At 41.8% G+C, this 584-nt stretch carries 1 protein-coding gene; it reads left to right on the top strand.

The window, feature by feature from the left end:
* Window positions 1–177 precede the first annotated feature (177 nt).
* Window positions 178–584, top strand: a 407-nt coding sequence (locus A3739_RS22290; protein ID WP_369821116.1) for an ABC transporter permease, incomplete at its 3' end; no start/stop codon positions are given.

Raw genomic sequence — 584 nt, 5'->3', positions numbered from 1 at the left:
TGAATTCAAAGCAGATCAACTACCTCTTGCTGACATTGCCGGTTTACGCAAAGCTGCTGCAAAGCTAGTAGATAAAGTAGCATTCGATCAATAATGCATCGACTCATAAAGAAAGCGGCCTAGAGCCGCTTTTTTTGTTTATACTAAGTTTCTTTAAGACAACCGAATCATTTCTCTTTGCGCACTAATAGCCCGACATATCCCGTTAAATCTTTTTGGCGATCAGAGCATTACTGGAAGCTCAGTGCTTTTTTAACGACCAGCATCATCTGCCTACCAGTATTGGCCGTTTTGTATTTAGCCGCATTTCCAGACGACAACATTTGGGTTCATTTATCTGAGACAGTACTTCCTGCCTATATTAAAAGCACGCTGATATTAATGCTCGGAGTTGGATGTCTGAGTACCGCTTTAGGCATTGGTGCTGCATGGTTAATAAGCCATTATAGTTTTCCAGGCAAACGTTTTTTCACGTGGGCGTTATTACTCCCTTTTGCGATGCCTGCGTATGTGATTGCTTATGTCTACACTGACTTTCTTGAATATGCTGGCCCTCTCCAATCAATGCTTAGAGAGATATTTGG

Source organism: Oleiphilus sp. HI0067 (assembly GCF_001635735.1).
The sequence above is the reverse complement of the archived record's forward strand: the minus strand, read 5'-3'. Positions and strand labels throughout refer to the sequence as shown.